Raw genomic sequence first — 24,990 nt, 5'->3', positions numbered from 1 at the left:
CACCTTCAGCGCAAAACGCGATGGGGTGACATATGCCGGCCAAAACAATCGACCATGCCTTTACCGCGACAACGCTGACTTCGGCCGCAACCGACCCAACCCATGCGGGCGTCCTCTCCTTCATGCGACGCAAGTATACAAAGAACCTCAAGGGCGTTTCGACGGCGATCTGGGGTATTCCGTTTGACGCGGCAACCTCCAACCGGCCGGGTGCGCGCTTCGGGCCGCAGGCGATCCGCCGCGCGTCCGCGATCTTCGACAATGATCCGCAATATCCCTTCGCGCGCGATCTTTTCGCCCATATGCCGACCATCGATTATGGCGACTGCCTGCTCGACTACGGCAACCATTGGAAAACGCCTGACACGATCGAAAAGGAAGCGCGCAGGATCATCTCCAAGACGGATTATCTGCTGACGCTCGGCGGTGATCACTTCATCACCTGGCCATTGCTGAAAGCGCATGTGGCCAAGCACGGGCGTCTGGCGCTAGTGCAGTTCGACGCGCATCAGGATACATGGTTCGATGATGGCAAGCGCATCGACCACGGCTCCTTCGTGGCGCGCGCCGTGCGCGACGGACTGATAGATCCTGACCGTTCGATCCAGATCGGTATTCGCACCCATGCGCCCGACGATTTCGGCATCCGTATTCTCCACGGTTACGAGGTGGAGGATATGCGGGCGAGCGATATTGCCTCGCTGATCGTCAAGCACACGGGCGGCATGCCTGCTTACCTGACCTTCGATATCGATTGCCTCGATCCCGCTTTCGCACCGGGAACCGGCACACCCGTCGCCGGCGGACCGACCAGCGCCAAGATTCTCTCGGTTCTGCGCGGGCTCGGCCAGCTTGATATTCGCGGCTCTGACGTGGTGGAGGTGGCACCCGCTTACGATCATGCGGATATTACCGCCATTGCCGGGGCCACCGTTGCAATGTATATGCTTGGCCTGCGTGCCGAACGGCTGGCGAAGGCTGGCTGACGAATAAAACGGCACTTGCCGAACTGATTCCGAATACCCTCGCAACCCTTTGAAAAGGCAGGACAAGGACATGACAGCGAAGATCTTCATCGATGGCGAACACGGCACCACGGGTCTGCAGATCCGCACGCGCCTTGCCGGTCGCCGCGATATCGAGCTGCTGTCCATTCCAGAGACCGAGCGCCGCAACGCGGCGATGCGCGAGGATTTGCTCAACAACGCCGACATTTCGATCCTCTGCCTGCCGGATGATGCCTCGAAGGAGGCTGTCTCCATGGTGGCCGGCAACAATAATGTCCGCATTATCGACACCTCCACCGCCTATCGCGTCCATCAGGACTGGGCTTACGGTTTTGCCGAAATGGACCGGGACCAGGGCGAGAAGGTTCGCTCGGCCCGTTTCGTCGCCAATCCCGGCTGCTACCCGACCGGCGCAATCGGCCTCATCCGTCCGCTGCGCGCTAGCGGCATCCTGCCCGACGGTTATCCGGTCAGTGTCAATGCGGTCTCCGGTTACACCGGCGGTGGCAAGCAGATGATCGCGCAGATGGAGGACCAAAGCCGCGACGATGCGATCAGCGCCAATAATTTCCTGTATGGCCTGACGCTGAAGCACAAGCACGTGCCGGAAATGACCATTCACGGTCAGCTCGACCGCGCACCGCTGTTTGCGCCCTCCGTCGGGCGTTTCCCGCAGGGCATGATCGTGCAGGTTCCGCTGTTTGCAGCGGACCTTGCGGAAGGCACCACGATCGAAACCATCCATGCGGCGCTGACCGCCCATTATGCGGGCCAGGACATCGTCAGCGTCGTGCCGCTTGCCGAAAGCAAGGGGATTTCCCGCATCGACGCTGAGGAGCTGGCGGGCAAGGACACGATGAAGCTCTTCGTTTTCGGTACGCCGGGCGGTGAGCATATCAATCTCGTGGCGCTGCTCGACAATCTCGGCAAGGGTGCCTCCGGCGCTGCGGTACAGAACATGGAGTTGATGCTCTCGGCATGATCAGCAATACGCCGTCTTTTCCGGCCTCGTGGAATATCGAGGCCGCAAAACGCATCGCCGATACACCGGCCGGCATCGTTTACGAACTGACGCGCAAGGACGGCTCCCTTGCCATTGCCAAGGTTCTGAAAAAGAAGGTGCTGAAAGACAGCCTTCGCGGCGCGGATTTCATCGCATGGCGCGCGGGTATCGGTTGCGTCGAACTGCTCGACCAGTCCGACAATATTCTGTTGATGGAACATGCCGGCACTGAGACCCTTCGCGACGTGCTGTTCCGCGATGGCAACGACGATGCCACCACGGAAATCGCCGCCGAGGTTCTGCTTCGATATCACCAGCCATCAGAGCAGTCGCCGCCGTCCAGCCTGCTGACGCTGCCGCTCTATTTCGAAAGCCTGTTCCGCAAGGCCGAACAGGATCGTTCCGACGGCGTCGACAGCCCCTTTGTCGAGGCAGCAAGGCTTGCGCAGACGCTGATTGACCAACAGCGGGATATCAAGCCGCTGCATGGCGACCTGCACCATGAGAATATCATGCACAGCGATCGCGGCTGGATCATCATCGATCCGGCCGGCCTGATCGGCGATGCGGCGCTTGATGTCGCCAACATGTTCTCCAATCCGCTCGACCGTTTCGACCTCACCCGCAGCGAAGCCCGCATCGCCTCCATGGCAGCGATCTTTTCAAGGGCGCTGCAACGGGACGAACGGCTATTGCTGCAATATGCCTTCGCCTATGGCTGCCTTTCGGCCACGTGGCACGAAGAGGACGGCAATGCGGAAGAACGCGACAACGAACTCGCCGTCGCGGCAACCATCAAGGCAGTCCTGAAACATTTTTGAGCGGGGTCAGTCCCTGACTTCGACAGCAACGGGCGCCGGATATTCACCGATGAAACCGCGCCAATGGGCGACCGAAAAGCCGAGCAGGATCAGTGCCATGCCCTGATGGGCGAGCGCCACATGGATATCGACATGCATCAGCAGCGTGGTGATGCCTAGCCCCGCCTGAACGGAGATGAGCACAAAGAACAGGACCGCGCGGCGGGCATGTGGCGTGCCGGGCAAGGCGCGGGCCATCGACACCATATGCCACAGCGTGGCGGCAAACAGCGTGTAGGCACCCAGGCGATGGACGAATTGCACCGTCTTCGGGTTTTCGAACAGGTTTATCCACCAGGGCTGTTGCAGGAAGAGATCACCCGGCACCAGCGAACCATCCATCAGCGGCCAGGTATTATAGGAAAGGCCGGCATTCAGCCCCGCCACCAGTGCGCCGAGATAGATCTGGAACAGACAGAGCACCGTCAGCAGCGCGGCAAAGCCCCTGCCAGTCCGCTCATCCGCCGCATCAGGCGAATGATGCGACAGGCCTCGCAATATCCACATGCAGCCCGCGAAGATGAGGCAGGCGATCGTCAAATGGGTGGCGAGGCGATATTGCGAAACATCCGTGCGGTTGACGAGGCCTGATGACACCATCCACCAGCCGACGAAGCCCTGAAAACCGCCAAGCGCCAGAAGGCCGACGAGCGGCAGGCGCAGGCGCTTTTCGACCCGGCCGGTGAGCCAGAAGAAGGCAAGCGGCAGGGCGAAGACGAGGCCAATGGTGCGGGCGAGCAGGCGATGGGCCCATTCCCACCAGAAAATCGTCTTGAACTCATCAAGCGACATGCCCTTGTTGATTTCCTGATATTGGGGAATGCGCTTGTAGAGCTGGAATTCCTCTTCCCACTCAGCCACGGAAAGTGGCGGAATGGCGCCGTGGATCGGCTTCCATTCCGTGATCGACAGGCCGGATTCGGTGAGCCGCGTGGCGCCGCCGACGAGGACCAGACAGAACAGCGTGAAAAGCACGACGCGCAGCCAGATGCGCAGCAGGCGGCGGTCCTTTTCCTGTTTCTGCAGGGCGGCCTCCACCACCATGTCCACAGAACCATTTGCCATCGTCATGCCGTTCGAACGCATCTTTCAGGTCTCCCTCATACAGTCATGTTGATTAGCCTCAACCGGCACTACAAAACAAGGCCTCAGGGTTTGCGGCATGGGGTCGCGGCGCTATAGTCGCGCCACATGTTCAATAACGGAAGATTTCATGCACCCTCGCCTCAGATCACTCATCGGCACCGTCGTCATTATCTGCCTCGTCGTCATTTATGCCGTCGCGGCGACGGCCATTGCATCGGCGACGCTGGCGCAATCGCCGTGGTGGGTGCATCTCGCCTATTTCGTGCTGAGCGGGGTCCTGTGGATCCTGCCGGCGATGCTGATCATCAAATGGATGGCCGGTTCAAAAAAACAGGGCTAAGCGCAGTCGGCTACAGGACACCCTGAGGTCGCAATTTTATAAACAGATTGTTTGCCGCTCAACGATATAGTCCGACCGAAACAACCGGAGAGAGTGGATGGTGGCTGAGGGGCCGGTCACAATCAGCGAGGATAAAGCGCCGACCGCCGTGCACAACGAGCGGCGCGGTGCCGATCGTCTGGTGATCGACCTCGTCGATGACGCCACGACCATTCGCTCCGACTGGGAACAGCTGGAAAACGACCCGCTCAATTCGCTGCATCAGAGATTCGGCTGGTGCTCCATCTGGGCGCAAACGCAGGAGAGCGCCCTTCTGACCCTGCGCGGCCGGCAGGAAGGCAGGACCATCTTCCTGCTGCCGCTCGAAATCGTGCAGGAGGGCGGCATCCGCAAGGCGCGTTTTCCCGGTGGCCGTTTCAACAACATCAATACCGGGCTTTTCGAACCGGCCTTTGCCGCGCGCGCCGGCCAGGAAATCGCCGCCGCGATTGCCCGCGAGGCGCGCAAGCTGCTTGATGGCCGGGCCGATATTCTCGCGCTGCAGAACATCCCCCTGATCTGGCGCGGCAGGACCAGTCCACTCTCCTATCTGGCTTCCGTCGAGAACCAGAACCCGGCCTTCCAGCTTCCGCTGCTCGACAGTTTCGAGGCCACGCTTCGGCAGGTCAATGCCAAGAGACGCCGGAAGAAATTTCGCATCCAGAGCCGTAGGGCCGGGGAAATGGGTGGCTACAGCCATGTGATCGCTCGATCCCCGAAGGAAAAATGCGAATTATTGCAGACATTCTTCCGACAAAAGGCCAACCGTTTTGCCTCGCAGGGCATTCCCGATGTGTTTCGTGACCAATCGGTGAAAGACTTCTTCTACGATCTCGCCAATTTTCCGGAAACCGGGACGAACACACTGCTGGAGCTGCATGCCATTCGCCTGCATGGCGTCCATGAAGGCATCATCGCTGCCGTGGCCGGTCTGTCGCGCAAGCAGGATCACATCATCTGCCAGTTCGGTTCGATCGATGAGTCTTTTTCAGAACTCAGCCCCGGCGAATTGCTGTTCTGGCTGATGATCGAAAGGGCATGCCGCGAAAAGGCGACGATTTTCGATTTCGGTGTGGGTGACCAGCTGTACAAACGCAGCTGGTGCCCGCTTTCCACCGCGCAGCACGATATATTCCTGCCGGTGACGTTGAAGGGCCGGGCAGCGGCTTGCGCCTATGCCGCCATCGCCCGGACGAAGAGCCTGATCAAATCCAATCCGGCGCTTTATGCATTGATCCAGCGTTTTCGCGCCGGACGGCCAAGAGCGGAAGCCTCGGCCGCCGACTGAGCGGGGTTTCGCGGCCAGTCAGGCGGCGCTCAGATGATCCGGCTTGCGCATACCCGTCATCGGTAACGCCTGCTTATAGCCCTGTGCTACCAGGTCATCGAGCGTCTTTTCCAGCATCTCACCATCCCGGCCGGGAACGGAAACGATGATTTCCGCCGGCAGATTGCGCAGCATTTTCTCAAGACTCGCAATCTGTACCGCGCCGCATTCGACGAGAACCGTATCGTAGGCGTCCGACAACGCGCTGAGGATCATCGTCAGGCGGTCTATGGCGCGCATGGCCTCACGCGGCTGGGCATTGCCGCGCGGTACGATATGGGCGTCGGACAGGCGGTCTCCGTGAATGGTTTCACCAAAGGCGGCCGCACCGGCCAGAAGGTCCATGACACCGGGAAGCCCGGCTTCGGGTGCCATCAGCCGCGTCGGACAACCGGACGCCGTCATATCGACGAGAACGACCGATCGGCCCATTTCGGACAAGGCGCGCGCCAGCATCACGGTTGAGGTTGAACCGCTATCACCGGCCGGGGACACGACGGCGGCGACCGGTTTGGCAAGCCGCGTGGTCAGGAAACCCGCAACGGCATCGATCGAAAAATCGTCTGACGTGTCGACGTCCTCTTCTGCCGCCACCTCTTGAGCTGTAACCACCTCTTCTTTTGGCAAGGCCGGTATCGCAGCCATGGCCGCGACGGGCATCTGCCGCTCCTCCTCGGCGACCTTATGGTGCGCCGCGACCGGAATGGCCTGGGGAGCTGGCTGGATTGCCTCGTGACGCGCAGTAACGGGCTGTTCCGGCACATCCGTGGCCCCATCCGTCTCGACCCGCGCGCGTGTCGGTGGCGGATCGGAGAGCGGCGGAACCTGGCTCCGGCCCACTGGCTTCAGAGCCCGGCCGGTGAAGAGTTCCACCAGCATGACGACAATACAGGAGAGCAGAAAGGCTGCGAGCGTCACGACGATGGTGATGGCGCCGGTTTTCGGGAAATAGGGTTCGCGCGGCTCAACCGCCGCCGAAATGACACGCGCATCGGCCGGCGTGGAATCCACCGAACCTGCCCGCGACGTCGCTTCGCGATAACGGGCGAGATAGGTTTCGAGGAGCTGCCGCTGGGCCGAGGCCTCGCGCTCGAGATCGTTGAGGCCCACCTGCTGTTCGCCGGCGCGCACGCTTTCCGATTTCAGCACGTTCAGTTGCTGAACGAGTTGCCGCTCGCGCAGGCGCGATAGGTTTGCCTCGTTTTCAAGGCTTGCGAGTACCTTGCGGGTCTCTTCCTGAATCTGCCGCTCTATGCCGGCAAGCTGGTTGCGCAGCGCCCTGATGCGCGGATGGCCTTCCAGCAACGAGGAGGTGAGATCGGAAATCTGGCTGCGGATCGACGTTTCGTTTTCCTTCAGCCTCTGGATCGTCGGGGAGGCAACGACATCGGGGAAGGTATCGAGCGCGCGGCCGCTTGCCAGCGCATTACGCACGCCTTCGGCCCGGGCTTCCGCATTGGCGCGCTCGCCACGGATACGGCCGAGTTCGGTAGAGATATCGCTGAGCTGGCGGGTGGCGAGCGTTTCGCCCTGCCCAGCCGAGAGAAGGTCGGACGAGGCGCGATAATCCGCGACTTTTCTGTCCGCATCGCGCACCTTCTCGCGCAGACTGGCGATTTCCGGCTCCAGCCAGCGTGCCGCTTCTGTGCTGGTGCCCAGCTTCGCGCCGCTCTGCAACGCAATATAGGCCTTCATCATCTCATTGGGGATGGCGGCGGCGAGCTTCGGATCCTTCGAGGAGAATTCGACCGTGATGACGCGCGAGCTTTCGACCTGATAGACCTGCAGCTTCTCCCGGAAAGCCGTCAAGACACGCTCCTCGGGCAGCACCTGCAGCGGATCCTTTTTGAGACCGACCCCGACCAGTAGCTGCGAGACGAAGGAAGGATGGGCTTCGGGATCGAACTCATCAAGCTCATAAAGCTTCATGTCTTTCGCGACCTGCTTGATGAGGTCGACCGATTGCAGGATCTGCACCTGGCTGGAAACGGTCAATTCATCGAGCACGGGTTCGGCGGGCGCATTTGACTGCTGCGACGCGCCGAAAGAGGCCGCACGGGATTCGATGAGCACGCGCGCCTCGCCCTTATAGGCAGGCGACATCATGCTGGCAGCCACAAAGGCGGCGCCTCCGGAGAGAAGGGTGATCGCCGCGATCCGCCCCCTGCGTCGCCATATCGCCGCAACAAGTTGCGCAAGGTCGATATCCACATCCCTGTCGTCAATACGATCGCCGTTCATGCAAGCTCCGTAACCGAGACAAACCTCGGGCGCTCAAATATAGATGGCCAATTTTCGCGAAGTTTAAGTCTTGCCGGTAACACAACCGTTAATCTCGGAGAATCCGACGAAATAAAGCCGATATTACCATCGCTCGCGCCTGATGTTTACCGGCCATTAACCCTAACAGAACGATAAGAATGGTCAAAGATCGACTCGGAGCCAGATGAGATGCCGCTCGCCGGATCACGACATGTCACCGCACTGACGCTAGCCGTTTTAACGGCCCTTTCCGGTTGCGCGGCATATCAACCCGCACCGCGCTCATTTAATGAGGCTGCGCTGCAACCCTATCACGTCGATAGCGGCGACAGGCTGCGCATCAACGTTTTCGAACAGGTCGGGCTGACCAATACCTATACCGTCGATCAGGCGGGTTACGTCGCCTTCCCGCTTGTCGGTCAGGTTCCCGCCCGCGGCAAGACGCTGCCGCAGCTCGAAGCCGCGATCGCCGCCAAGCTCCGGCAGGGGTATCTGCGCGATCCCGACGTGACCATCGAAATCGACCGTTACCGTCCTGTCTTCATCATGGGTGAAGTCGGTCGTCCCGGCCAATATTCCTATGTGCCGGGCATGACCGTGCAAAACGCCATCGCCATTGCCGGCGGTTTTTCCCCGCGCGCCAACCAGGCGGATGTCGACATTACCCGCAAGATCAATGCCGAGGTGATGACCGGCCGCATCGGGATCAGCGCGCCAATTCTGGCGGGCGATACCGTCTATGTACGCGAACGCTTCTTCTGAAAACGGAGCGGTGAACGTGTCGGATGACGGCCCTCCCCTGCGCATCATTCATTGTTTCCGCTCACCCGTGGGCGGCGTTTTCCGCCATGTGCGCGATCTGATCGAGGAACATGTCAGGCAAGGCCACAAGGTCGGCATCGTCTGCGACAGCTCCACCGGCGGTGCGCATGAGGAACGGCTTTTCGCACAGATCACCCCGATGCTGGAGCTTGGCCTCACCCGCCTGCCCATCCGCCGGTCGATCAGCCCCGGCGACCTCCTGGCGCTGTGGAAATCCTACAAGCACATCAAAAGTTTGCGGCCGGACATTCTGCACGGGCACAGCGCCAAGGGTGGCGCTCTTGCCCGGCTGATCGGCTCACTCCTGCGGGCGAACAGGTATCGCGTAGCCCGCCTCTATTCACCGCATGGCGGCAGCCTGCATTATGCCCGAAACAGCCTGAAGGGGCAGCTCTTCCTGCGACTGGAGCGATTTCAGGAGCATTTCACCGATGCGCTCTGTTTCGTCTGCAATTTCGAGCAGGAGACTTACGAAACCAAGGTCGGCAAGCCGCGCACCCGCACCGCGATGATCTATAACGGCGTTCAGGAGAGCGAATTCGAAACCGTCCCTCCCCGCGACGGTGCTGCCCGTTTCCTCTATATCGGCATGCTGCGTGACCTTAAGGGGCCGGATGTCTTCATCAGGGCCTTCGCAAAAATGGAGCGCAGCATCGGCCAGCCCATGTCCGGCGTCATCGTCGGCGACGGACCAGACAGGGACAAATATGCGGCGATGATCGCCACGGCCGGGCTTTCCCGGCGGATTTCCATGCATGCGGCGATGCCCGCCAGACAGGCCTTCGAACTCGCCACCACGGTGGTGGTGCCTTCGCGCGCGGAAGCTATGCCCTATATCGTTCTGGAAGCGCTTGCGGCGGGAAAAACCGTCATCGCCTCGCATGTTGGCGGTATTCCCGAAGTTCTTGGAGAAGACAGCGAGGCGCTTGTTCCGGCCGGTGACGCCGATGCGCTGGCGCGGACCATGGTCAAGGATGCGGCGGATGCCGACTGGGCGCAGCGGGTCATGCCGCATCCCGACAGCTTTAAGGCGAAATTTTCAACCCCTGTTATGGCCGATGAGATGATGAAACTCTATCGTGACCTACTGACGACCTAAAGTCATTTTAAAAACACGATTTTTAATTGTATATTCCAGCCGTCCTGTAGAAATCCATCATAAACGTTTCTTAGCATGTTTCGGCTAGTTTCCAGCTCGTAGAGCGCCCTTTCGACCATCCAGACGTGACTGGGAGGCTCTACCACTTAGAAGTTGCGTATCGTCCGGTCGAAAATCGAATGCGAGTTTCGGGCCGATGCGCTAGAGGGTGCGGACCAAAGCAATGACCAAGACTGACAAGGACAGACTGCAATTCGATCTGGCGTCATTGCGCAAGAAACTCTCCGACTACGAAGCCGGGGGTGCTGCGGCATCCGAAACCATCGTTCTCAATCCGCTTGCACGGCAAATTGCCAACCAGCTTCGCGCCGGTAACCATTCACCTAACATGGTGATCGGGCAATTGCGGCTTCTCGAATTCACGATGCTCGTGATCATAGCTGCCGTCGTCAACGGTATTGCAGCCGATCGCGGCCTTGAAACCTTCCTGAAGGTTTTCAGCGGCGGCGTGCTGGGTGCGGCACTCTGCGTCTTCCTGCTGCAGGCGGGTGATTGCTATCAGCTTCCCACGTTGCGCACGCCGCTAAAAATGTTTGCCCGCATTCAGGGCGCCGTCTGCCTTTCCTTCGTGGGAATTGCCTGTTTCCTTCTCGTCTTCTTCCCGGAAACGCTGCAGTCCTGGCAGGCCTTCGCCATCTGGTATGCAACGGGCGCGATCGCGATTTTCGCCGGTCGGTTGATCCTTGGCTTTGCCATCCGCCACTGGGGCCGCAACGGCGTGATGGAACGCCGCGCCGTCATCGTCGGCGGCGGCGATGCCGCGAGAGACCTTATCCGTTCGCTGGAGCAGCAGTCCGACAACGACATCCGCATCTGCGGTATTTTCGACGACCGGAAAAGCGAGCGGTCTCCCGAAGTTGTCGCCGGTTATCCCAAGCTCGGCACCTTTGCGGAACTGGTGGAATTCGCCCGCCTGACGAAGCTCGACATGCTGATCATCGCCCTGCCGCTCAGCGCCGAGGCGCGCATTCTCCAGCTTCTGCGCAAGCTGTGGGTTTTGCCGGTCGATATCCGCATTGCCGCCCATGCCAATAAATTGCGCTTCCGCCCGCGCGCCTATTCGCATGTCGGCAAGGTGCCTATGCTCGATGTGTTCGACAAGCCGATCCGCGACTGGGATTCGGTGGCGAAACGGCTATTCGACATCACCTTCAGCCTCATGGGGATCGCCCTTTTCTGGCCGGTGATGCTCGCTGCGGGAATTGCCGTGAAAGCGACCTCCAAAGGTCCGGTCCTCTTCAAGCAGAAGCGCCACGGCTTCAACAATGAGACCATCAACGTCTGGAAGTTCCGTTCCATGTATACGGAGCTCAGCGATCCCACGGCGAAAAAAGCCGTCACGAAGAACGATCCGCGCGTCACACCGGTTGGCCGCTTCCTGCGCAAATCCTCGATGGACGAACTGCCGCAGCTTTTCAACGTTCTCTACGGCGACCTCTCTTTGGTCGGCCCGCGCCCGCACGCCGTTCACGCGCAGACGGGCGATCTGAAATATACCGAGGTGGTGGAACATTATTTCGCCCGCCACAAGGTCAAGCCCGGGGTGACCGGCTGGGCGCAGATCAATGGCTGGCGCGGCGAGATCGACCACGGCGACAAGATCAAGTTCCGAACCGAATATGATCTCTATTACATCGAGAACTGGTCGCTGTTTCTCGATCTGAAGATCCTGTTCCTCACGCCGATCCGGCTGCTGAAATCGGAAAATGCCTATTGACCCATACCGGTTACCAGCACACGGCGGATTTTGACGCACCCTTAGCCACCATGCGGCTCATCGGCGCGTTCTTCATCGCATTTGGGGTGTTTCTCTCCGGTTTCGTCATTTCCGAACCGGCGCCTTACGAATTGATGATGGTGGGACAGGTGGCCTTGTGGTTCCTGCTCGGCCTTCGCCTTTCGCGCACCATCGTCCTGCTTTTATGCCTGCTGCTTGCCTTCAACGTCGGCGGTTATCTTTCGCTCACCACGATGGCCGATCTGGATGAGGGACCGCTCTATCTCGCCGTGTCGACCTTTCTGGCGCTGACCTCGGTGTTTTATGCGGCGATCGTGGAGGACAAATACCAGCGGCTACTGTTGATTTTCCGGGCCTGGCTGACGGCGGCGCTCATCACCGCGCTGCTTGGCATCATCGGTTATTTCCATGCCATTCCGGGCTTTGAGGTCTTCACCCTTTACGATCGTGCCAAAGGTGCCTTTCAGGACCCCAACGTCTTTGGTCCCTTTCTGGTGACACCGTCGCTTTACCTCATCTATGGGCTTCTCACCGGCAAGGCGATGCATGCGCCCTGGCGCATCCTTGGGCTGCTCATTCTCGCGCTTGGCATATTCCTGTCGTTTTCACGCGCGGCCTGGGGCCTTTTTCTGTTCGCCACCATTCTCCTCGTCTTCGTCATGCTCCTGAAGGAGCGGACGGCGGCATTTCGCCTGAAAATCCTCGTGCTGTTCCTCGTCGCGGCTGGCCTTATGGTCGCGGCTGTCATCATCGCGCTGCAGTTCAAGCAGGTGGCGGATCTGTTCTCCAGCCGTGCCTCGGCGGTGCAATCTTATGATGGTGGGCATCTCGGGCGTTTTGCCCGCCACTATCTCGGCTTCCTGCTTGCCATGGAACATCCGCTCGGCATCGGCCCGATGGTGTTCGACGATATCTTTCCCGCCGCCGAACATAATATCTGGCTGAAAAGCCTGACTACCCATGGCTGGTTTGGTTTCGTCATCTATCTCACCCTCATCTGCTGGACGATCGCCGCCGGTTTCCGACATCTGCTGCGGCCACGCCCCTGGCAGTCGTTCCTGATCATTTCCTGGGTGACCTTCGTCGGGCATGTGATGATCGGCGCCGTCATCGATACCGACCACTGGCGGCATTTCTTCCTGCTGCTCGGCATATTGTGGGGATGCATGGCGCTGGAAAAACGTGAAAGCCTGCGCCGCCGCCCGCGCGCCGCATAAAGTCCTTCCCTTACGGAACCTTACACCATTTCATGCGTTTAGCCCCCGATTCTGATCGTCAAACGGGGAGACATCTTATGACGCAGACCAATAATCTCTATCTCATCATCGGCGCACTCCTTGTGGTCCTCGTTGGCCTTGGAGCCTATGTCTGGCATGAGGAAAGCAAGCCGAAGGGGATCGAGATGAATATCGGCCCGAACGGCGTTTCCGTTCAGGAGAATTAAGCCGCAAGCGTCGCGCAAAGTCCGGCCTTTAAGACCGGGTGCATCCCAAGCCGAAATATGGCCTGGATGCACCCGGTCTTCTTATGAGAGGAGACGAAAGGCGGGATAAATTTCCGCCGAGCCGGTTCGGTACGAATGATGCGTATCGCCCGATCATGGACACAGCTCGTTATGGTCTCCTCCATCGACCTTTCCACCCGCCTCACCGCCACCAGACTGGCCCTCAAGGCCATCAAGGAGCAGGAAGACAGTTCCGTCGCCCAATCGTCTTCGACGCGGACGGCCCTTCTCGGCTCCTATGGGCTCGACAGCTCTTCTTCCACCAATACCAGGCTGACACAGCTTCTAGCGCAATATGACCAGGCTTCCGGCGACGACACACAGACCGAGGTCACGGATATGCAGCCTTCTTCCGGCGACATCACCAAGGCCGATTTCATGAAAGGGCTGAAGGGGATGCTGGAGGAGCTGAGCAAGGATCCGGACAAGGCATCGCAGGCCAACGCCATGCTGGAGGCCTTGAAGGCCGGCACGCTGACGGTCTCCGATCCCGCCGACGGTTTACAGATCAAAGCCTGGGATGTGGCATCCGATACAGAAACCACCTCCAAACCTTCGATTGAGATCACCACGACTGGATGGAGCGACTTTCTGAAGGAACATCTGAAACGCGATGGTTCGACCTATGCCAAGGGCGCCAGCGGCGCCTATGTCGACACCATCTCCGGTGACAATGCGTTTTTCGGCAGCGTCGGTAGCCGTTATTATTATCTCACCTGGCCACAGGCGAAAAATGGCAGCCTGACTATCTAGTCCATGGCTCCGGCACACCGAACGACACGCTGCGGCATGGAGGACCATGCCGCAGTGTTGTTGCTTTTCTCCTTCAGACCGCTGGCGCGGCAGCCGGTTCGCCTCCGCCGGACAGCGCCTTTTGCAGCTGCGCTTCCTGTTCCGGCGACAGGGAGGTCTTGATGACGCGCCCGCGCAGGCCTTCAAGTTCGGCCAGCACCTTTTCCGGCTGCACCTTGCGGATCAGCACAAAGAGCGCCGAGGAGCCATTCGGAATGGTTTCACCCAGCGACTTGATGAAATCGTCATCAATGCCGAAATCCGTGAGCGACCCCGCCAATGCGCCCGTGCCGGCGCCAATCGCCCCGCCAATGGCGAAACCAGCCAGCGGATTGAGGAATAGCAGGCCGACGAGACCGCCCCACAGACCGCCGGACAGGAAACCGGAGCTTGCGCCGATTGCCGTCAGATTGACGCTCTGTTTCAGATGCACCTTGCCGTTTTCATCCCGGACGACGACGACGGCATCCTCCAGATCGACCAGATATTCCTTTTTCAGACCTGCAAGCTTCAGAAGGACCCGATCGGCCTCTTCCGTTCCGTCAAAACCAACAACGACGAGTTCGGACATGGTTGTCTCCCTGAGTTTCAATTCCGTTGCGATTGAACGCCAAACAAGGTGGCTTGTTCCGGCCATGATGGGAAGAGGATATGTCATGCGTTTGACGGTTGTTCATCTGGGGGAGGCATTGCCCCTTTCCGGCCCTCCCCTGCCGTCCACACCCTTTGATCCTTTTTTTATGAAAAGACCATTTTCCGCTTGCGCCCTAACAGGCTTATATATAAACGGCTTTCAGGTTCGGAGCGTAGCGCAGCCCGGTAGCGCACTTGACTGGGGGTCAAGGGGTCGTGGGTTCGAATCCCGCCGCTCCGACCATTAAATCAGATAGATAGCCAGTTCCCCCAGAGCTGGCTATATTTGTTTCAGCTATCTGTAGACGGCGCTATGCGCGAATTGAAAAGACCCGTTTCGGGTGTGCATTTGTCCAAGCCTTGATAATCAGGTGTGCTGAGATGGCAAAAGAACCAAAAATAGAACACTCGGAATTCTCGGGCGAGTTTGAGGATGACGGTATCACCGTTCTCGTTGATATTTACCGGCCCGCCGGCACCCAGCAGGACTGGGCGCTCGAGGTCATCAGCGAGCACGACGACGTCACCACCTGGGACGAGCCTTTCGCGACCGACAAGGACGCCTGGGAAGAATTCCTGGCCACCTGTGAGAAAGATGGGATTCGCAGCTTTCTGGATGGCGAGGATCCATCGGTGCATTGACGGGAATCGGTGACACCAAACCTTAGAGTTTGGGCTCAAGTCCCCCGCCGGCCATTAGCTCCATCGTCCTTTCTTTTGCTCAGGGGTTCTCCGGTTAAATCCCCGAAACTATGAGCTCAATTTTAACCTGGCCGACCGTGGAAGGACGGCGCGCATTGCCTTGTTGACTCTCTGCTAAAATTAGAACATTTAGTGAACAAAAGAGAGGTCACCCAATATGCCCGACGCTGAAAAAATCATCCCCATCAGGCCTGACGACATCGCGGGATACGTTATCCAGTGTCACGACGGCGATGCGAAGGCGGCCATCGAGGCCCTTCTCGGCGAAATCGAGCGTTTGCAGGAACAGCTTTCCCTTGCCGTCGCCATCATGGGAAAAGGATATACACGCGGATGGAAGCCCGGCACGGGGCGAGATTAAAATTACCATCTTCGCAGGCGGCCCCTGGCAGGCGCCCTGACGCAGGCAAGCCTGCATGATGGAGCCGTTACGCATTCAGGCAAAAGCCCCCCCCCCGCCCTGTCGACGTTAGGCCACAGGACGAAGGGGCAATTTCAGGGCAACATAGCCGCTAGTTGGATATAGGGATAAAGAAGGGCGACGGCATCCGCTACGACGCAGGTCTGAAGCCGTGCTCAATATTCGTTGGATGCGATAGCGAAGTCGTCGGTGATCGGCATTTTTTCCGCATTTTCCCAGGTGCGGTCCATGGCATAAGCTGCGGAAAGATAGGGAATGCTGACATGTCCATAACGAATGGAAAGTTGGCTCTCCGCTTCCTCTTCACCGAGACGTGCGATGCGGCTAAGATAGAGCGCCGTCGCAAGGCCGGTTCTGTCCGCGCCCGACTTGCAATGGATGAGAATGGGTTTCGGCGCATCGCGCATGATGGCAACCAGCTGATTGACCTGATTCATGTCCAGCTCCCGGCTGGCCGACATGCCGAAATCGATGTGGTTCAGGCCGAGCTTCTTCGACGTTTCCACCTCGTCGCGATACCAGCTCTCCGCTTCGTTGGAACCGCGCAGATTGATCACGGTCTTTATTCCGTGATCCTCGGTATAACGAACCAGCTCTTCACTGCTGGGCTGGTTGGAGCGATAAAACTGTCCCGCGACAACCTCGTGAAAATTACCGAGGAGCTGGATCGCATAGAGGTAACCGCCTGCCGCAAGCACAATAAAACCCATGCCCCAAAGCGAGCACTTCCAGAATCTTCGCATAATAAAACGGTTCCCTCATTGGACGAGAGAACGGATACATGTAGATTCTGACAGTAAGCTGAAAGATATGCGACAGTATTGTAAGAGTGAAAAAATTGCGTTTGATCAACGCACGAAAACGTAAACCGCATAAATCGCGATGAGTGCGGCAGCCGCCGCGGCCGTTATGGCACCGAGACGTTTTTCAATGAAGTGGCGCACCGATTCCCCGTATCGCTGCAGCAATCCGGCGAGGATGAAAAAGCGCGCGCCGCGTGCGACGATGGCCGAAAGAATGAACAGACCAAGGCTGATATTGGCCGCACCGGAGAGGATCGTCACGACCTTGATGGGCGGAAGATGCGCGAGCCCCGAGGTCACCAGCAGCAGAACGATGGTTTCGTAGTTCACCGAGTTCTTCAGTTGCTCGAAGCTGTCGAGCTTGCCGTAAAATTCAAGAATGGGCCGGGCGATGCTTTCAAAGGCATAATGGCCGAGAAACCAGCCGGCAATGCCGCCGAGAACCGAAGCGACGGTTGCCACCAACGCGTAAAACATCGCCTTTTTCGGCTTGGCCAGCACCATGGGCAGGAAAAGCACATCCGCAGGCACGACGAAAACCGAGCTTTCCACGAAAGCGACGATCGCCAGCCACCACACGGCGGTTTTGCGCGCGGCGAGCGCCATCGTCCATGCATAGATGTTTTTCAGCATTTCGTGTCCCCGGAAAGAATGTTGCGAAGGGAGGCAGGCATATCGGTGGTGCTTCACGCGGCTTGTCGATCGCAAACCGAAGGCCAACGCGCCCGGCTTGCGGATGAGGATTAGACACAACGCAACAGAATGGCAAATGTTGGAAGATTTATTTTTGCATCGCAAAAAATCATAAAGCCAAGCATTTCCAGCTCCCAGCAAAGCCGGTTGCTGCAATGCGAAATTTCAGCCTGCGGTAGATTAACTCGCCCTTTTGCTGTAGAATGAGAGGTGGAGGAATGAGGAGGAAGTTATCATGGAATATGTAAGCTTCGTTACATCAATCAATCCGGTCATACTTGTCATACTGCTGGTGGTTCTTCTCGCAGGCGCCTACAGCAGCTGGGTTTCGCACTGATCTTACCGGGATCACTCGACCAAATGTGAAGGCTGCGTTTCTATCGGTGATAGGCATCGGGCCGGATGAATGTTATCAACCCCGGAGGTAAAACAACTCCCGGGAAGTCGCATGACGAACGAATTCGCATTCACTGACACGTCTGAAAAGCTCAGCACGACGCTTGAAAAGCTGATAGCAAAACTGCAGGGCCAGACGATCACGTTGCGCGAGTTGATGGAAGCGATCGGCGAACAGGGCCTTTTGCTTATCTGCGCGATCGCGTCGCTGCCATTTCTCATTCCGGTTTCCATTCCGGGCGTCAGCACGGTCTTTGGTGCGGCAATCATCCTTGTCAGCCTGGCAATCACGCTGAACCGCCTGCCATGGCTGCCGGCAAAAATTCTCGACCGCCAGATGGAAACAGCAAAGCTTGTTCCGGCGTTGCAGAAAGGCGTCGCAATCGTCTCCAAGCTCGATGGTTATATCCGCCCGCGCATTCCAGCCCTGACGACGGGCGTCGTCACAAACCGGATAAACGGGCTCGCGCTGATGACGGCGGGCGTGCTGTTGATGATGCCGCTTGGCTTTATTCCCTTTTCCAACACATTGCCGGGTGTCGCGATCCTGCTTTTGTCCGCCGGGATGATCCAGAGGGATGGCGTCACCGTGCTCGGCGGTTATCTGTTTCTTGGACTGACGGCGATTTATTTTACCGCGCTGGCCTATGCCGCCTTCTGGGCCGGACAGGGCATCAGCAGCTCTATCGGCAGCTAAGCCCTTCAGCGGTCCCTGTTGCGGGTCTCGCGGTTCTGCCGCGATGCCCACCACACCGTCAGCCGCCGCCGCCTGCGGCGCACCGCCGGCAGATCATGGGAGAGCACGACGAGACCGAGCGGAATCATCCAGAAACCGAGAATCGGCAAAAACCCAAGTGTTCCGCCAACCACCAGAGCGGAACCGGTGGCGATCCTGCCGACGCGCGAGCGCGGCATGGCAAGGCTCCATTTTCCGACGTTGAGGCGACCCGTCCTGTGGTCCATACCGAATTTCATTCCCTGCTGCCCTTTTTGATCTGGCCTGTGGATAATTTTTTCAGTGCCGATAAGCCCGGAAAATCGGGGCTCCGGCGATATAAAACAAGAGGAATGCGTTTTTTTTGAAAAAACCGCTTGGCAAATCGGAAAAGCATTTGTATTACCCCGCTCACACCGCGCCAAGCGGCGTACGTTCCCTGGTAGCTCAGCGGTAGAGCATTCGACTGTTAATCGACAGGTCGCCGGTTCGAATCCGGCCCGGGGAGCCACTTTTCTACGAATGAGAAAAGTAACATACCGCTCATTATCCCATCGCAATAATCCACTGACCTAGCACATACTCGCGAGACGGTGTCTTTCACCAATCCTGTTGCTGCTATTTCAGATACTTTTTGGCTACATTTCCGTTTACACGTGGGAAACGGACGAAGTCGGAAGATGTTTCAAAATAGGTGCTGAAAGATTCATTGCGCGGTATCTGGCAGGACCGGCGGTAGATTTCTGGTGACCTTTTCCAGCATCATTGCCTTCATATGCTCCGCAACAACCGCGGGCCGGTTTGGCATAGACCAGCCGCCCTCCTCGCCTAACATAGGGTCGAGAACGGAGGAAAGCGTTCCCGAGCCATGTTGTCCTCCTGATTGTGGTTATGGCGCTGTGTTGCGCTAATCGCGGAAGTAAATTTGTTCAGCCGCGGTTCAGCACGACAGTCCCACTCTCAGGGCAATGGAACTGAGCAGATCAGGGCGCGTTAAAGTCGCTCATTGGGAGACGAGATCATGAAGCTTCTAACCGCAGCAATCTGCCTTGTATCAGTTGGCATCCTGAGCGGATGCGTTGACGACAGTGGATACCGGACGGGCGGGTATTACTCGTCTGGCATCTCTTATCGTTCCTATGATCGAGACAGATATTATCGCGACTATGACCGCCGAGACTGGCGACACCAGAGAGAATGGCGCGATCGCCGAGATTACCGCGGTGATTATCGTTACCGTCCCCGCGGGCCCTCTGACACTCAGATGTACGGCGTGATTGTCCGTTAACGACCGCAACATTAGTTTGGCCGGCCCAAGTGACCGGCCAAACGATACATGCGCTTCGCGGCAGGAACTGCGTGACTGTCGGCCAAGACGCCGGCTGCGCATATCTCGGTGAACACGCCGCACAGCCGCAATTTGTCCGATCCTACCCGGGGATCTTTGTCTCTGCCCAGTCAAACGCCGGTCAGACGATCAGCTTTTCTTGACCGCCCGTTTCGTCGCCTTCGCGGCGTTGGTCAGCGCTGGCGGATCACTGGCAGGAAAGCTCTCCTCAAGGCTCTCGGTCAGATCGTCTTCCTTGTTGTTTTTCCCAGACTTCTGTTCCTTCTCAAGCGATTTCACCGCCGGAGATTTGGCTTTTGCTGCGGGCGCCTTTTTCGCTGGCGTCTTCTTTGCGGGCGCCTTCTCCGTCGAAGTCTTCGCGGCAGCGGATTTCTTCACGCCATTCCCGCTTTTTGACTTTGCTGCTTCCGCTTCTGCGGAAAGCTGCCGTTCCGCCTCTATCCAGTGTCTTTCATGATGCCCGTCGGGTCTTCCTTCCCTCTCCCATATTGCGCGCGCTTTTTCACGGATTGCGGCTTCGCGGTCATGGCTCATAACGGACCTCCTCTTCCTGTTGCACCGGTTTCGATTGTGCCACTGAAAAAACAGAAAAAGCCAGAGTTTGTTCCGCACAGGCCCCCAACGAATGCGCATTTCCGCGTGAAGGGAACCGTCATCGACCTGGGATCGTTTGTCCTGCAGAAACCCGCAGGAGATAATTTCATGACCACCCCGAAAAAGCCTGAAACCGAACCGCTCGACATTCGCGATGAGGACGTGGCACGCTTCGAGACAGACAGTGAACTGAACGGCAAGGACGGCGAGATTTATCCGGATGAATCGATGAACCTGCGCGCCCGCCGGCAGGCGGCAAGACAGCACGAGGATGCCTTCATCGTCGCCACGGACCTTGAAGACGACGACCAGCGCGAGGCGGCACCTGGCGTCAGGGAGCAGCCATAAGCGTCTTGAAATGTATAAGGCGGGTCAGAGCCCGCCTTTATCAGACTGTCTCGTCGTCAGCGACGGACGGAAACGATGGCCTTGCGGTTGAAATTGGAGACCTGCACTCGGCCGGACTGGTTGCCGCCGAGGATCTGGGCCGTCTTGCCGCTCATGCTCTTCAGAATGCCGGCATGATAACCACGGCCGTTGCGAATGACGACGACATCGCCGGGTTTGGCCTGATTGACTGGAACGGCGTAACCGAAAGATGTCCAGGATTTCGCAAATCCAAAGGATTTGGGGGACTGCCGGCCTGCCTTGCTAGCGACGGCATGAAGGAAAAGGCCACACCAGGGGGTGCTGCGCGGATTTGCGCCAAGAATGTTCTTGAGGCTCTTGTTGTTCTTGGACTCATGCAGTCCGGTGTATTTTTCTGCCTGGTTCAGCATGCCTGCCGAGGCTGATGCAACGACTGTAAAAGACAAAGCAACGGATAGAATTAACGCGGATACTCTCAAACGTCTCGCCCTTGTGTTAGAGGGCGCTCGTGTATTGTGACAATTTAGCGACAATTTGACGAGAAATGGGCAAAAATCAGACGCCTATTCATGCGCACTGATCTGTCATTGCTTTAAAACAGGCTGCCCTGCGCTTCGTCGGCGCGGCTGCGGCCGGCATTTTCAAGATCGAGCATGCGCAATTTGGTGGTGGTTCCGCCAGGTGCGGAGAAGCCGCCCAGCCTGCCGCCGGCGGCCAGAACACGGTGGCAGGGAATGATGAGCGGCACCGGATTTTTCGCCATGGCCTGACCGACATCGCGGGCTTTTTCCATGCTGAGGCCGAGGTCTTTCACGATGCCGCCATAGGTCGTCGTGCGGCCCCAGCCGATCTGCCGCGCAACCGCGTAGACATCGAGGAAGAAGCGCTCCTGCCCGGCCAGATCGAGCTCCACGGTGGTGAAATCGATCGCCTCGCCGCCGAAATAACGGGTGATCATCGCGATCACTTCGCGCGTGCGTGTTTCCGGCACCGCAATCGTGGATGACGGCAGACGTCGCAGGAGAAGCTTTTCGGTTTCGCCGGCGTCAGGACTAGGCAATTGCAGACGGGCGATGCCACGCCTTCCCCATGCGAGGCCGCAATGGCCGAGCGCTGTAGGAAAAACAATATAGCCGTAATGGTTGGTCATCGCATTCATTATCCGTTTTCGGGCGCACACGATGCCATATCCTGCGTCCGAAACAACCCGTTTCCTGATCTCCCCAAAAGCCTATCTCAAAAAAATAAGGCCACCCGATTTTGCCGGGTGGCCTTCCAGTGCATCGGTCGTGAATACGCTCAGGATGCGATCGTATTCGGTGCCTCCGCCTTGTCCTCCATCAGGCAATGCGCCTGCCGGCTGGCGGCGACAAAGGCGGTGCGGGCGATTTCACCCGCCACGTCGCCCATCAGCGAGGCGCGGCACAGGCGCAACGCCTGCTCATGCGCCCTGTCGCCGCGCGCAGGCCATTCGTGCTGGAGAAAATCGAAGGCTTCGTAAACGCCGTTGAAAATCCGGGGAGCACCGTTTTGAAGGGATATGGTAACGGGCTTTTCCCACTTAACATCATTCAGCAACATTGATTGCACTTCCATGCTTCATTAACCCGCGACAAACGCCGGCTCCTCCAGTTGGTTCCCTCCGCCTGTGGTTTCAAGAGCGAAAAAATAACCCTCGAAAAACCATGTGCCCCATCTTCTCATTGTAGCCGATTTGCGGAACAAAGCGGTTCAACACTCGTTCAAGCGGAAGTGAACCGGGACCTCTCATGTCGCTAAAAACCGCCCCCGTCATCGTCTGGTTCCGCAAGGATCTGCGTCTTTCTGACAATCTTGCTTTGCTCGCCGCAGTGGAGCATGGCGGGCCAGTTATTCCGGTCTATATCAGGGAAAAATCCGCCGGTCCCTTAGGGGGTGCGCAGGAATGGTGGCTCCACCATTCGCTTGCCGCTCTCTCCTCCTCGCTTGAAAAAGCCGGCGGCCGCCTCGTGCTCGCAAGCGGCGATGCAGAGAGGATACTGCGTGACCTGATATCCGAAACCGGGGCAGACACCGTGGTCTGGAACCGCCGTTATGATCCGACCGGCATGGCCACCGACAAGGCGCTCAAACAGAAGCTCCGGGACGACGGGCTGACGGTTCGAAGCTTCTCCGGCCAGCTGCTGCATGAGCCATCGCGGCTGCAGACGAAATCGGGCGGGCCTTACCGCGTCTATACGCCCTTCTGGCGGGCGCTGGAGGGGAGCGACGAGCCCCATGCGCCGGCGGATCCGCCAAAGAGCCTGACAGCACCGAAAGTATGGCCGAAGTCCGAGAAACTCTCCAACTGGAAGCTGCTACCCACCAAGCCGGACTGGGCAAAGGATTTCAGCGATATCTGGACCCCCGGCGAAACCGGTGCGTTGGACAAACTCGATGATTTCATCGATGGCGCCCTGAAAGGTTATGAAGAAGGCCGGGATTTTCCGGCAAAACCCGCGACGTCGCTGCTTTCACCGCATCTTGCCGCGGGTGAGATATCGCCGGCGGCCGTCTGGCACGCCACGAAAGGGCTTTCGCGACATATCGCCTCCAATGATATCAGCCGTTTCCGCAAGGAAATCGTCTGGCGGGAATTCTGCTACCATTTGCTGTTCCATTTCCCGGAGCTGGGCGAAAAGAACTGGAACGACAGTTTCGACGCCTTTTCCTGGCGGGACGATGAAAAATCCTTCAAGGCCTGGACGCGCGGCATGACGGGTTACCCGATCGTCGATGCCGGCATGCGGCAATTGTGGCAACATGGCACCATGCATAACCGGGTGCGCATGATCGTGGCGTCCTTCCTCATCAAACATCTGCTGATCGACTGGCGGAAGGGCGAGAAGTGGTTTCGCGATACGCTCGTCGATGCGGACCCGGCGTCCAATGCCGCCAACTGGCAATGGGTGGCAGGTTCAGGGGCGGACGCCTCGCCGTTCTTCCGCATCTTCAACCCCATATTGCAGGGAGAGAAATTCGACGGCGATGGGGATTATGTGCGCAGGTTCGTGCCCGAGCTTGAAAAGCTCGAGCGGAAATACATCCACAAGCCGTTCGAAGCGCCCAAAGATGCGCTGAAAAAGGCGGGCGTCGAACTCGGCAAGACCTATCCGCTACCGATCGTTGACCATGGAAAAGCGCGGGAAAGAGCGCTTGCCGCCTATGCCGCAGTGAAGAAGACCACATAAAACTGGGTATCGGCAAAATTTTGCGTGGCTAAGCCCGAGCCGGGAAGATAATTTCTTGCCTTGAGGCGGTTGTAACAGGACATAACGGCACCTAATTTCCGCTCAGACAAGAAGGCTCGATCATGACCATTCATTCCTCTGCGCTCAGTGCAATCGGCAACACGCCGCTCATCCGTCTGAAGGCTGCCTCTGAAGCGACGGGGTGTGAAATCCTCGGCAAGGCGGAATTCCTCAATCCCGGCCAGTCGGTGAAGGATCGTGCAGCGCTCTACATCATCCGCGACGCCGAACGGCGCGGCCAATTGCGCCCGGGCGGCACCATCGTGGAAGGCACGGCCGGAAATACCGGCATCGGCCTGTCGCTGGTCGCCAATGCGCTCGGCTACAAGACGGTGATCGTCATTCCCGAGACGCAGAGCCAGGAGAAGAAGGACGCGCTGAAGCTTCTCGGCGCCAAGCTGGTCGAAGTACCGGCCGCGCCTTATTCCAATCCGAACAATTACGTAAAGGTCTCCGGCCGGCTTGCAAAACAGCTCGCCGCCACGGATGAAAACGGCGCGATCTGGGCCAACCAGTTCGACAATATCGCCAACCGTCAGGCGCATATCGAGACGACCGCGCCTGAGATCTGGGACCAGACGGACGGCAAGGTCGATGGCTTCATATGCTCGGTCGGTTCCGGCGGAACACTGGCCGGCGTCGCCGACGGCCTGCGCGATTTCAATCCCGACATCAAGATCGGTCTTGCCGACCCTGAAGGTGCCGCCCTTTATGAATTTTACAAACACGGCGTCCTGAAGTCCGAAGGCTCCTCCATTACCGAAGGCATCGGACAGGGGCGCATCACCGCCAATCTGGAAGGGTTCGCACCGGATTTCTCCTATCGTATTTCGGACGCGGAAGCGCTGCCGGTGCTGTTCGATCTGGTCACGAAAGAAGGCCTGTGCCTCGGCGGTTCTTCCGGCATCAACATTGCCGGCGCAATCCGCCTTGCCCGTGAGCTCGGTCCGGGGCATACAATCGTGACGATACTGTGCGACTACGGTAATCGTTATCAGTCGAAGCTCTTCAATCCGGATTTCCTGCGCTCCAAGGGGCTTCCCGTGCCGCAGTGGCTGGCGACCAAGAGCGAGATTCCGGTTCCCTACGAAACCGTTTGAGGACATGC

27 protein-coding genes and 2 tRNA genes are annotated in these 24,990 nt (G+C 58.4%); 19 read left to right on the top strand and 10 right to left on the bottom strand.

Translation table 11 applies throughout. The annotated features are described in order from the left end of the window. The first annotated feature begins 32 nt into the window (after positions 1-32). The 3 genes from speB to ATU_RS06140 all read left to right on the top strand — a co-directional run bounded on the left by speB (position 33) and on the right by ATU_RS06140 (position 2,831). On the top strand, positions 33-986 hold the full coding sequence (speB, locus tag ATU_RS06150; protein ID WP_010971496.1) for an agmatinase: 954 nt from the start codon (positions 33-35) through the stop codon (positions 984-986). Positions 987-1,056: 70 nt separating this feature from the next. Next, the gene (gene argC, locus ATU_RS06145) at positions 1,057-1,989 is read left to right on the top strand and encodes an N-acetyl-gamma-glutamyl-phosphate reductase (protein ID WP_010971495.1); all 933 of its coding nucleotides are present in this window, start codon (positions 1,057-1,059) and stop codon (positions 1,987-1,989) included. Beyond that, positions 1,986-2,831, top strand: coding sequence for an aminoglycoside phosphotransferase family protein (locus ATU_RS06140; protein WP_010971494.1), 846 nt, complete (start codon positions 1,986-1,988; stop codon positions 2,829-2,831). The genes argC and ATU_RS06140 overlap by 4 nt, the downstream gene beginning before the upstream one ends. A 6-nt stretch (positions 2,832-2,837) precedes the next feature. Here ATU_RS06140 and ATU_RS06135 read toward each other — a convergent pair whose 3' ends face one another. Beyond that, positions 2,838-3,941: a COX15/CtaA family protein gene (locus ATU_RS06135; RefSeq protein ID WP_162854810.1), complete on the bottom strand. Its 1,104-nt coding sequence runs from the start codon at positions 3,939-3,941 to the stop codon at positions 2,838-2,840. Between the two features lie 142 nt (positions 3,942-4,083). On the opposite strand from ATU_RS06135, the gene ATU_RS06130 reads away from it, so the two are divergent. Together ATU_RS06130 and uppA are read left to right on the top strand one after the other, a co-directional pair. Continuing rightward, on the top strand, positions 4,084-4,296 hold the full coding sequence (locus ATU_RS06130; RefSeq protein ID WP_006312746.1) for a DUF2842 domain-containing protein: 213 nt from the start codon (positions 4,084-4,086) through the stop codon (positions 4,294-4,296). A 97-nt stretch (positions 4,297-4,393) separates the two neighbouring features. After that, positions 4,394-5,623 (top strand): polysaccharide biosynthesis GNAT family N-acetyltransferase UppA, encoded by a 1,230-nt coding sequence (gene uppA, locus ATU_RS06125; RefSeq protein WP_010971493.1) that lies wholly within the window; start codon positions 4,394-4,396, stop codon positions 5,621-5,623. Between the two features lie 18 nt (positions 5,624-5,641). Here uppA and uppB read toward each other — a convergent pair whose 3' ends face one another. Continuing rightward, a complete protein-coding gene (gene uppB / locus ATU_RS06120; RefSeq protein ID WP_006312748.1) occupies positions 5,642-7,903 on the bottom strand; it encodes a polysaccharide biosynthesis protein UppB in 2,262 nt (753 codons plus the stop codon). 210 nt (positions 7,904-8,113) lie between these two features. Between uppB and uppC the strand changes: the two genes are divergently transcribed. From uppC to ATU_RS06095, 6 genes are all read left to right on the top strand, one after another. Further along, positions 8,114-8,686: a polysaccharide export protein UppC gene (gene uppC / locus ATU_RS06115; protein ID WP_010971492.1), complete on the top strand. Its 573-nt coding sequence runs from the start codon at positions 8,114-8,116 to the stop codon at positions 8,684-8,686. 16 nt (positions 8,687-8,702) lie between these two features. Beyond that, positions 8,703-9,845 (top strand): polysaccharide biosynthesis type 4 glycosyltransferase UppD, encoded by a 1,143-nt coding sequence (gene uppD / locus ATU_RS06110; protein WP_035256785.1) that lies wholly within the window; start codon positions 8,703-8,705, stop codon positions 9,843-9,845. A 223-nt stretch (positions 9,846-10,068) separates the two neighbouring features. Then, the gene (uppE, locus tag ATU_RS06105) at positions 10,069-11,622 is read left to right on the top strand and encodes a polysaccharide biosynthesis glycosyltransferase UppE (RefSeq protein ID WP_010971490.1); all 1,554 of its coding nucleotides are present in this window, start codon (positions 10,069-10,071) and stop codon (positions 11,620-11,622) included. Beyond that, positions 11,619-12,860 carry a polysaccharide biosynthesis O-antigen ligase family protein UppF gene (gene uppF / locus ATU_RS06100; RefSeq protein WP_010971489.1) on the top strand — a complete coding sequence of 414 codons (1,242 nt, stop codon included), beginning with the start codon at positions 11,619-11,621 and terminating at the stop codon, positions 12,858-12,860. Before uppE ends, uppF begins: the two co-directional genes overlap by 4 nt. Before the next feature lie 77 nt (positions 12,861-12,937). Continuing rightward, entirely contained in the window at positions 12,938-13,087 is a 150-nt protein-coding gene (locus tag ATU_RS26530) for a hypothetical protein (protein ID WP_003496532.1), read from the top strand. 135 nt (positions 13,088-13,222) lie between these two features. Then, positions 13,223-13,900, top strand: coding sequence for a hypothetical protein (locus ATU_RS06095; RefSeq protein ID WP_010971488.1), 678 nt, complete (start codon positions 13,223-13,225; stop codon positions 13,898-13,900). A gap of 73 nt (positions 13,901-13,973) precedes the next feature. On the opposite strand, the gene ATU_RS06090 is transcribed toward ATU_RS06095, so the two are convergent. Further along, positions 13,974-14,510, bottom strand: a complete 537-nt coding sequence (locus tag ATU_RS06090; protein ID WP_006312755.1) for a DUF1269 domain-containing protein — start codon at positions 14,508-14,510, stop codon at positions 13,974-13,976. Positions 14,511-14,739: 229 nt separating this feature from the next. Here ATU_RS06090 and ATU_RS06085 point away from each other — a divergent pair. From ATU_RS06085 to ATU_RS06075, 3 genes are all read left to right on the top strand, one after another. Continuing rightward, positions 14,740-14,816: transfer RNA gene (locus ATU_RS06085), tRNA-Pro, on the top strand. 137 nt (positions 14,817-14,953) lie between these two features. After that, positions 14,954-15,214: a hypothetical protein gene (locus tag ATU_RS06080; protein WP_035256542.1), complete on the top strand. Its 261-nt coding sequence runs from the start codon at positions 14,954-14,956 to the stop codon at positions 15,212-15,214. A 217-nt stretch (positions 15,215-15,431) separates the two neighbouring features. Beyond that, positions 15,432-15,635, top strand: coding sequence for a hypothetical protein (locus tag ATU_RS06075; protein WP_035256538.1), 204 nt, complete (start codon positions 15,432-15,434; stop codon positions 15,633-15,635). Between the two features lie 215 nt (positions 15,636-15,850). Here the strand turns inward: ATU_RS06075 and ATU_RS06070 are convergent, their stop codons facing one another. Both ATU_RS06070 and ATU_RS06065 read right to left on the bottom strand, forming a co-directional pair. Continuing rightward, positions 15,851-16,405, bottom strand: a complete 555-nt coding sequence (locus tag ATU_RS06070; protein ID WP_035256536.1) for a dual specificity protein phosphatase family protein — start codon at positions 16,403-16,405, stop codon at positions 15,851-15,853. Between the two features lie 138 nt (positions 16,406-16,543). Continuing rightward, positions 16,544-17,131: a YqaA family protein gene (locus tag ATU_RS06065; protein ID WP_006312762.1), complete on the bottom strand. Its 588-nt coding sequence runs from the start codon at positions 17,129-17,131 to the stop codon at positions 16,544-16,546. A 508-nt stretch (positions 17,132-17,639) separates the two neighbouring features. Between ATU_RS06065 and ATU_RS06060 the strand changes: the two genes are divergently transcribed. After that, a complete protein-coding gene (locus tag ATU_RS06060; RefSeq protein WP_010971485.1) occupies positions 17,640-18,284 on the top strand; it encodes an exopolysaccharide biosynthesis protein in 645 nt (214 codons plus the stop codon). Between the two features lie 5 nt (positions 18,285-18,289). On the opposite strand, the gene ATU_RS06055 is transcribed toward ATU_RS06060, so the two are convergent. Further along, positions 18,290-18,562, bottom strand: a complete 273-nt coding sequence (locus tag ATU_RS06055; RefSeq protein ID WP_010971484.1) for a hypothetical protein — start codon at positions 18,560-18,562, stop codon at positions 18,290-18,292. A 176-nt stretch (positions 18,563-18,738) separates the two neighbouring features. Between ATU_RS06055 and ATU_RS06050 the strand changes: the two genes are divergently transcribed. Then, a tRNA-Asn gene (locus ATU_RS06050) sits at positions 18,739-18,813 on the top strand. A 966-nt stretch (positions 18,814-19,779) separates the two neighbouring features. Here the strand turns inward: ATU_RS06050 and ATU_RS06045 are convergent. Beyond that, positions 19,780-20,184 (bottom strand): DUF2934 domain-containing protein, encoded by a 405-nt coding sequence (locus ATU_RS06045; RefSeq protein ID WP_006312766.1) that lies wholly within the window; start codon positions 20,182-20,184, stop codon positions 19,780-19,782. 168 nt (positions 20,185-20,352) lie between these two features. Here ATU_RS06045 and ATU_RS06040 point away from each other — a divergent pair, with 168 nt between their 5' ends. After that, on the top strand, positions 20,353-20,592 hold the full coding sequence (locus ATU_RS06040) for a hypothetical protein (RefSeq protein WP_035256533.1): 240 nt from the start codon (positions 20,353-20,355) through the stop codon (positions 20,590-20,592). A 56-nt stretch (positions 20,593-20,648) separates the two neighbouring features. On the opposite strand, the gene ATU_RS06035 is transcribed toward ATU_RS06040, so the two are convergent. The 3 genes from ATU_RS06035 to ATU_RS06025 all read right to left on the bottom strand — a co-directional run bounded on the left by ATU_RS06035 (position 20,649) and on the right by ATU_RS06025 (position 22,194). Further along, entirely contained in the window at positions 20,649-21,092 is a 444-nt protein-coding gene (locus ATU_RS06035; protein WP_010971481.1) for a TIGR02594 family protein, read from the bottom strand. 113 nt (positions 21,093-21,205) lie between these two features. Continuing rightward, complete coding sequence (locus tag ATU_RS06030; protein ID WP_010971480.1) at positions 21,206-21,763, bottom strand: methylated-DNA--[protein]-cysteine S-methyltransferase; 558 nt, start codon at positions 21,761-21,763, stop codon at positions 21,206-21,208. A gap of 149 nt (positions 21,764-21,912) precedes the next feature. Next, positions 21,913-22,194 carry a DUF982 domain-containing protein gene (locus tag ATU_RS06025; RefSeq protein WP_035256530.1) on the bottom strand — a complete coding sequence of 94 codons (282 nt, stop codon included), beginning with the start codon at positions 22,192-22,194 and terminating at the stop codon, positions 21,913-21,915. A gap of 188 nt (positions 22,195-22,382) precedes the next feature. On the opposite strand from ATU_RS06025, the gene ATU_RS06020 reads away from it, so the two are divergent. Then, positions 22,383-23,822 (top strand): cryptochrome/photolyase family protein, encoded by a 1,440-nt coding sequence (locus ATU_RS06020; RefSeq protein ID WP_010971478.1) that lies wholly within the window; start codon positions 22,383-22,385, stop codon positions 23,820-23,822. Positions 23,823-23,944: 122 nt separating this feature from the next. Continuing rightward, a complete protein-coding gene (locus ATU_RS06015) occupies positions 23,945-24,982 on the top strand; it encodes a cysteine synthase A (RefSeq protein WP_006312773.1) in 1,038 nt (345 codons plus the stop codon). The last annotated feature ends 8 nt before the right edge of the window (positions 24,983-24,990 follow it).

It is taken from the genome of Agrobacterium fabrum str. C58 (genome assembly GCF_000092025.1).
Taxonomy (GTDB): Bacteria; Pseudomonadota; Alphaproteobacteria; order Rhizobiales; family Rhizobiaceae; genus Agrobacterium; species Agrobacterium fabrum.
This window is presented reverse-complemented; position numbering and strand designations above follow the sequence as displayed.